Origin of the sequence: Acidithrix ferrooxidans (assembly GCF_000949295.1) — a bacterium.
GTDB lineage: Bacteria > Actinomycetota > Acidimicrobiia > Acidimicrobiales > Acidimicrobiaceae > Acidithrix > Acidithrix ferrooxidans.
This window is the reverse complement of record NZ_JXYS01000031.1, coordinates 69,988-77,497: the sequence shown is the minus strand read 5'-3', so window position 1 is coordinate 77,497 and position 7,510 is coordinate 69,988. Positions and strand designations below refer to the sequence as shown.

The 7,510-nt window shown below is 47.1% G+C and carries 7 protein-coding genes; 4 read left to right on the top strand and 3 right to left on the bottom strand.

The genetic code is table 11. The annotated features are described in order from the left end of the window. On the top strand, positions 1-701 hold a 701-nt coding region (locus AXFE_RS07035; protein ID WP_152625919.1), incomplete at its 5' end, for an IS1634 family transposase. 832 nt (positions 702-1,533) lie between these two features. Here AXFE_RS07035 and AXFE_RS07025 read toward each other — a convergent pair. Then, positions 1,534-2,556, bottom strand: a complete 1,023-nt coding sequence (locus AXFE_RS07025) for a GGDEF domain-containing protein (protein ID WP_052605185.1) — start codon at positions 2,554-2,556, stop codon at positions 1,534-1,536. 157 nt (positions 2,557-2,713) lie between these two features. Between AXFE_RS07025 and AXFE_RS07020 the strand changes: the two genes are divergently transcribed. From AXFE_RS07020 to AXFE_RS07010, 3 genes are all read left to right on the top strand, one after another. Beyond that, a complete protein-coding gene (locus tag AXFE_RS07020) occupies positions 2,714-3,121 on the top strand; it encodes an EamA family transporter (RefSeq protein WP_052605184.1) in 408 nt (135 codons plus the stop codon). Positions 3,122-3,329: 208 nt separating this feature from the next. Next, on the top strand, positions 3,330-4,118 hold the full coding sequence (locus tag AXFE_RS07015) for an ABC transporter ATP-binding protein (protein WP_052605183.1): 789 nt from the start codon (positions 3,330-3,332) through the stop codon (positions 4,116-4,118). A 153-nt stretch (positions 4,119-4,271) separates the two neighbouring features. Further along, complete coding sequence (locus tag AXFE_RS07010) at positions 4,272-5,243, top strand: potassium channel beta subunit family protein (RefSeq protein WP_052605182.1); 972 nt, start codon at positions 4,272-4,274, stop codon at positions 5,241-5,243. Between the two features lie 263 nt (positions 5,244-5,506). Here AXFE_RS07010 and AXFE_RS07005 read toward each other — a convergent pair whose 3' ends face one another. Further along, positions 5,507-6,031 (bottom strand): gamma carbonic anhydrase family protein, encoded by a 525-nt coding sequence (locus tag AXFE_RS07005; protein WP_052605181.1) that lies wholly within the window; start codon positions 6,029-6,031, stop codon positions 5,507-5,509. Positions 6,032-6,098: 67 nt separating this feature from the next. Further along, positions 6,099-7,487, bottom strand: coding sequence for an MFS transporter (locus tag AXFE_RS07000; protein WP_052605180.1), 1,389 nt, complete (start codon positions 7,485-7,487; stop codon positions 6,099-6,101). Positions 7,488-7,510: the final 23 nt, after the last annotated feature.

Sequence of the window (7,510 nt, the reverse complement as noted above, 5' to 3'; positions counted from 1 at the left end):
GTATCTCAGAGCGTCGCAGGGATAAAGAAGAGGCAATTGCTAGAGGTATGCAAACTAAGTTCCAGAGTGCATTTGACAAACTAGCTGACTCAGTTAAGCGTGGTCAATATTCCAATGCCACAACTGTGGCTTCAAGAATAGGAAAGCTAAAGCAAGAGCATCGCTCTATTGCACGTCGCTATGAGATAGATGCCATAACTGGCGATGACCAAAAAGTCAAAGAGCTGGTTTTGACCGAGAAACCAAAAGTAAAAGAAGCAGCTGAGACTCTCTATGGTGCATATGTGATTGAGACCAATAGGAACGATCTAGAACCAGAAGAGATCTGGAAGCTCTATATGACCCTAACAAAGGTAGAGGATGCATTCAAAGCCCTAAAGAGCAATCTTGGGATGAGACCGATCTATCACCAACTAGCTAGTCGTACCGCTGCTCATCTATTTATCTCAGTAGTTGCTTATCACCTCTATGGAGCAATTGCACTTAGCTTATCTCAAGCCGGTGACAAAAGAAGTGTTCACAGCATTCTTGCTCAAGTGTCTACCCATAGCCGCTTGAACGTAACGATGTTAGATGATAACAAACGTCTACATAACCTTCGTATCTCCTCTACTCCAAACTCTACCCAAAAAGAGATCTACTCTATTCTTGGAGTAGTAGATACGCTAGCTCGAACCAAGAAGGTGATTGCTCAACTGTAGTGCCCAAATCCAGACACCAATATGGTCATGACCTGGGCTTTCATGGGGTGGTTGCCGAAAGTAGGGCTAACGATTTTCATCGCTTTGGATAGGGAGAGATTATATCAACCTTTTTTTATTCTGTCTAGTTGGAACAATAATATGCCCATGAGAGGCAAGGACGAACCAATGCATGCGTTTGATTCCATCGCTTGGGCCCGACCCTGACAAGGGCCAGCTAAGGAATGCTCTAAAAAGGAGTTGAAGCCGAGAATCGAGCCGCTGGACTTTGTTGCAAATAGGTCGGGCCTCCTTCGGGTGAGAAGAGTCCAACTGTCCAATTCAACGGCCTCAATGGTGCCTTTGTATCTCTTGTTGAGCTTCCATGGTTAAGGTAATTAGTCGTCTTCATGCACTTTGACGGAGAAACTCCCAAAGGGGCGTGTGTTTCGTGCTTATTCGCCTAATTTCTGCAGTTTCTAGATCTTTTATGACCTAATGGTTAAATCGTTTCATTGTCGCAAATAGGTGACAGCTCTCAAATTTGTGGGCTGATGAAGGCTGTACTTCACTTTGAGGCCTACTTGGGTGATCTGCTTGGGATCGTAATCAAATTGTCATGTTGTGGCTAGAAATGTATTCTTCTAATTCTTTCTTGAAGAGGATTTGGGCTATTGCCCTAATTTTGGCCCTTTCTGGTCGAGTGTCGCCTTTGGATATATTTGTCCTAATTTCAACACTTTCTCCAGAAGTGCGCTGGCATTGATTTGGCTCAGATTCGGGTTTGTACGACTCGCTTGCCTGTAACGGATCATAAAGAGCGATGGCAAGCTAATAATGCTTAGTTTGGAATTTAAAAGAGGGTGCCGGTCATGGCGATGGTCTTTTTGTATCTTTTGCTCTGGTACATCATACGATCCGATTCCTCGAGGAGCCTTTCGATCGAAAATGGGGTCATTCCAGAGGCATGGCCGATGGAAGCGGATACGCCAGCCGCAATTAGTTGTTGTTCGATTCGAAGCGAAAAGTCTCGTGCGCTCGATGCATTCATTTTTGGCGCCAAAATTGCGAATTCGTCTCCACCAACCCGCGCAACCATGTCGTTGTCTCGGACAGCGTTCTTCAAGACTTGAGCGAATTTCGCAATATATCGATCGCCACTTGAATGACCCGATGTATCGTTGATTATCTTGAGGTTATCGAGGTCAAAGGTGACCACAGAGTAGATCGAGCCTGGTTTCTCACTTCGAAGGTGATCGATCGCTCGTTCCCAACCGAATCGGTTCAGAACGTCCGTGAGGGGATCTCTTTCGGCTTCGCTTAGGACTATAGATGTTTGAATTTCGCGCCGCGCCGCGATGTAGCCGTCCGCGATGATTTGCGCTACCAGAGGCCCAATACCAAGCAGGGCAAGTGAGATCTCTTCAGATGAGATTATGGACTGCTGGGTGTCATAGATAATCAGTTGGTGCTCGTTTAGGTCATGTAGTTCCGGCATTATCGACAGTGCAGCCATCAGCCTTATGGGACCGACATGGAAGGCATCGTTTACCTCCAGCCAGAGAGGCTGTTCGCTTTTGTCAAGGACGAGAAGCGAGGCGAGAATGGATGAAGGGTTGATCACCTTGGTGGGGTTATCTTGGAATTGAGAATATCTTGGCGCAATGCGTACTTCGTCACCATTAAGAACGCCAAAGGATCGCCCAAATTTTCTTAAAATAACTCCCGAGACCTGAGATCGCGAGAAGCTTTGCCTCGCAAGAAGGAACCCTCCGTCGAGGCCAAAATGATCTAGAATTAACTGAACTGACGAAGCGATAGCTTCGAAAGCCTTCGAAATGGGGTGAGCCACTCTCGTTGGTTGTGCCAGGTTCATTGTCTCGTTTCACCAGACCTGCGAGTTTGAAAATTACCTATATGTAGTTATTCGGCAGATTAGTCCAATACCTTTCCTGATTTCTTCAACTTTCGTCCAATATTTCCTCTAACGTGATTCCTTGGGATTATAAGAATATTTGATAGAAGGCGATTTGATGCTAGCCAAGATTGAGCAAAATTGGATTCTGCTTGCTGTGTTCTCATCCATTGGATGGGGTGTTTGGGGATTTTTTTCCGGGCGTGCATCCAAAGGAGCTTCTCCAATTGGCTTATGGGCATCGGTTGTTATAATTGAAGGATTGATCGCGGTGCCTGCACTTTTCAAAGTGCGGCCTGTATTAACCACACCTTCCGTATTGGCAGCAGTTTCGGGTGTCATTGGTTATCTTCTGTTTTTCGTTGCACTAAAGCAAGGAAAAGCACCGACCGTCGTGGCTATCACCGCCCTCTATCCCATGGTTACCCTGATAATTACGGTATTTGCTAGTGGGTATAAGCCTTCCGCGCGGGAACTCATTGGGATAGGGGTCGCTATCTTTGCCGTCTACCTTTTAGCGGGATGAGCCAAATCTTAGATTTATTCTAATGCATAGCGATGCATTCGATTGATACTTCAATAGGCGAGTTTGTACTCTGTGGTCTTATTTGAGGCGGTTTCTTTGGCCATCAATGATGGCTCGGGGAGATCCCCTAGAGAACTCTTGGCCCATTGTAGAGTATTTGACGGATTTGCAATGGTAGCAAATTATCTGAGGGGACGTTTTGAATTCAATGCAAGATCTAGCGATCGATTTTCGGAGAGTTGGCGTAAAGGCTGGGGGGCGAGATCTGCTGTTAGATTTCGACCTATCGATTGACTTGGGGGCCAGATTTGTGATTCTTGGGCCCAACGGCGCCGGAAAAACTACCTTGCTGACAGTTCTCAGTGGCACGGTGCGTCCTTCTAGTGGCCAGGCTGTAATCTTATCTGAGCTGCTAGGGCGCACCGATATGCGTACCCTGAGGAGACGCATTGGACTCTGTGGAAGTTCGGTGATTGAACGGCTCAACGGTGCGATGACGGTTCTACAGTGCGTACTAAGTGGTATCGATCAAGTATTTTCACCCTGGTGGATTGCTTCGACTGCTAAAGATGAGGCACGAGCACATGAGTTGCTTGAACTTGTGGGGTTAGATCCTCTTAGCGGGAGAAATTTCTCGCTCCTTTCTATGGGTGAGCGCCAGCAGGTAGCGATAGCTCGAGCACTTGTTTCACAGCCCGAGATTCTGCTTTTGGATGAGCCGTCGGCGGGTCTTGATCTTGGGGCACGTGAGGCTTTGGTGAATCGAATTGAGAGGATTGCTCACAACAATCCCGCTCTAACTATTGGACTAGTCACACACCATTTAGAGGAGATTCCCCCGGCCTTTGATCGCATCATTGGTATCAATAGTGCTCGAAAGGTTGTCGACGGTAACAAAAATGCCCTCTTGACCTCGAGTGTCGTGGGCGAGATCTTTGGGATAGATGTTGATGTGACGCGAATAGGCGAAAGATTCGTTGCCTTTGCGCGTGTCTAGAATCGCCTGATTTGTTTTTGGCTTGCTCGTTTTAAGTATGATGCTATTTTCCAAAGGCATGACTTGCATCTATCTACGGTAGCGTTTAATTAGATAGCAAGAATGACTGGTTCGGCATAATTGATTGCTGGTAAATATGAAATGGATACGAAGATGGAATATAGAAGATTAGGAAGGTCGGGGGTTAAGGTTTCAGCCTTGTCTCTCGGGTCATGGGTAACCTTTGGAACTGCCGTCGATACGGATTTGGCAGTTGCAACGATGAAAGTCGCTCGTGAAGCCGGTGTGAACTTCTTTGACAACGCAGAAGCATATGCAGGAGGTCAATCTGAGGAACTGATGGGTAAAGCGCTACGGAAGTTGAAGTGGCGGCGTAACTCTTATCTCGTTTCCTCTAAGTACTTTTGGGGACTAAATGACGGCGTCAACGAGCGCAATACTCTAAATCGCAAATATTTATTGGATGCAATCGATGGATCGTTGGAACGACTGGGACTTTCTTTTATTGATATCGCCTATTGTCATCGGCCAGACCCTGAGACTCCAATCGAGGAGACCGTTAGAGCTATGAACGATATCATCGATCGTGGCAAGGCCCTTTATTGGGGCGTCTCCGAATGGTCCGCCGCCGAGATTCGAAACGCCTATGAGATCGCAGATCGTTACGGATTTCATAAGCCAGTGACAGAGCAACCCCAGTACAATCTGTTTCATCGTAAGCGTGTCGAAGTCGAATATGAAGAGATCTTTAGAGACTTCAAGATGGGCACGACAACTTGGTCTCCGTTGGCTTCGGGGCTCCTGAGTGGAAAGTACGTCAACGGAATTCCCGAAGGATCGCGTGGTGCACTTAGTGGCTATGAATGGCTTACTCCAAGTTTGACCGATCCATCAAAGAACAATGTTGTTGGTGAACTAGCTAAATTAGCAGCTGAGATTGGTGCGACGCCGTCGCAGCTTGCAATTGCTTGGTGTCTGTTGAATCCGAACGTTTCCACCGTAATTACAGGTGCGACCTCGATCGCCCAGGTAAATGAGAATATGGAATCGATTAAGGTTCTTTCTAGTTTGACTCCAGAGATTGCTCAAAGAATTCAAGCAATCGTAGCTTCGGTTGCAAACTAAGAACAACAGGTATTGCACCCTGAAGAAACTTGATTCGACTCTTTTGAAAAAGCAATTTCACGTGAACGTCATAAGGTGATCAATCCGCTGGCACGAGTTCACTTATCATCTTGCTAGGAGAATCATGAAGCTATGGCCTGGTATCGGTGAATTTCATCGGTACCAGGCCATTTTGGCGTTTGACCTAGATTTCTGCATAGCTTTCTGATGGTCACTATTAGGCGGTTTGCGGATATGCCAAGTTGCTTGTTCGAGGTGGAGTACTAGCTCTGGGTAACTTCTTTCAGCCCCAACTTGTATTTTTTACCGTTTTGTACATACTTATCCACTGCGTCGCTAAAGTCGACTTCGTTTGTACGATTTGGGTAAATCTTGGCCGGGATTCCGAGCGCCATCGCTCTGGTTGGGACTGTCACATCCGCGACTACGACCGCATTTGCCCCCACGAGTGCGAAAGACTCGACTCTAGCTCTGTGTAATACGATCGAACCGGACCCCACTAACGAATCACTTTCAATGGTGCATCCTTCGAGGTGCACTATGTGGCCGATTGTAACTCTATCGCCAATGATCGTCGGTAATTCTTCTGTTGCGTGTATCACGGTACCATCTTGGATCGACGTTTGTGATCCGATTATGATTGATCCATAGTCGCCTCTCAGCACTGCATTTGGCCAGACGGTGGACTCTTCTCCGATGGTTACATCGCCGATGATCGTTGCAGTTGGATGCACGTAGGCGCTCTTGGCGATCTTTGGTATCCGATCAAATAGTTCATAAATTGGCATGGGTATATCATAGAATTGCTTTGTCCATAGAAAAGGTCATCGTTTGGACGAATATGGTTTCGCAGGACTATCTGGTTATATTTTTAACCGCATTTCGTCCGGATGCAAAGGAAGTAGCCGCGACGATTGCGGTAAATGCGAGGGTCAGGTCTCCTGCTCCTATTGGAAGCACTACGATAGTTGGGATCAAACCTCCAGCAACCCAGGAGAGTTGAAATCGAGTTTCGAATCTTGCGAATGCTCGTCCTTGGAGCAGTGGATCAACGTTGTATTGAACTAAAGAGTCAAAGGCGAGCTTTCCAGAAGATGCGACGAATCCAATTATAAGCGCTAGAAGTACCTCTATTTGGCGGTTATTGATTGCAGCGCCAACAACTCCGAGTACGGCTTCAAAGACCAAACCGGTGATGAGGAGGATCTCCTCTTGCATCAAGCGCCTAATTTTAGGAGTCAAGGCGGTGGCCGTTGCAGAACCCACAGCTGAGGCCGCAAGAATCAGTGCGAAGTAATAGGCAGGAGCGTGTGTACGTCTGAGATTGAATGCTATGAAGAAGGTGAAAAATCCTACAGAGCCTCTAAGTACCGACATGGCAGCTGCCGCAAGTAGGACTGACTGGGGAGATCGAGGTCGGGCGGTTCCATCAGATGGCTCATCTGATTGTGAATTTTGATCATCCGGCAATCTAAGATTTCGATTGGGGTCTGTAGTAGGATCGCTGGGTTTTTGGGGGTTGTCTCCTTCTCTTCTTGGGCGACTTGGCTTTATATGTAGGTGTCTAACTTGGGTGACGCCAAAGGCAAATATCACCAGACCGACTCTAAGAACCCAAGGCGAACCTAGATGTGGGGTCTTTAATATTCCGGCTGCAATGGCACCGCCGAAAAAGCCTGATACTGCTGCTAGGAGGGAGATTCCTGAGTTGACAGCAACTAAATTTGGGTTACCGCTTTGGTTTTGGCCGCTCTTCCATCTCCGAGACTTTTGGACCTCCGGTTTGAAGTCAATCTGCTTTGCGAGATCGGGAATTAATGCGGCTTTGGCTACCAAATACGTCTTGGAGGCTACCAGGACCGTGAAGGCCTCCGGAAAGAGCAAAAGACTTTTGATGTCGCGAGCCATGAAGAACATCAACACACACCGGACTATGAGTGACATTGAGATTAAAAATCGTCGAGAACCGCGATTTCTATCCAGTATCGGACCCAGAAATGGTGCCACAATTCCAAATGGCGCTACGGTCAGCAAAAGGTAGAGGGTGATTTTCGAGCGAGCAGCGTTTGGTGAGATCGAAAAGAAAAGTGACCCAGCTAAAGCGACAGTTGTAAAAGTGTCGCCTACTGTGGATAAAAAGTGGACACGCCGCATTGGCCCAAGGGGCGAATTGCGATCGAAGTAAATTTTGAGCCAACTAACCAAACGATATAGGTGGTCTTTTATCGTTGCAACAAGGGACACTGCTACTCATGCTAAAGGCGTCT

What these genes read in the sequence shown, in the direction of transcription:
- AXFE_RS07015 (WP_052605183.1), top strand. Translation starts at nt 3,330, where the DNA reads ATGCAAGATCTAGCGATCGATTTTCGGAGAGTTGGCGTAAAGGCTGGG.
- AXFE_RS07005 (WP_052605181.1), bottom strand. Translation starts at nt 6,031, where the DNA reads ATGCCAATTTATGAACTATTTGATCGGATACCAAAGATCGCCAAGAGC.
- AXFE_RS07020 (WP_052605184.1), top strand. Translation starts at nt 2,714, where the DNA reads ATGCTAGCCAAGATTGAGCAAAATTGGATTCTGCTTGCTGTGTTCTCA.
- AXFE_RS07025 (WP_052605185.1), bottom strand. Translation starts at nt 2,556, where the DNA reads ATGAACCTGGCACAACCAACGAGAGTGGCTCACCCCATTTCGAAGGCT.
- AXFE_RS07010 (WP_052605182.1), top strand. Translation starts at nt 4,272, where the DNA reads ATGGAATATAGAAGATTAGGAAGGTCGGGGGTTAAGGTTTCAGCCTTG.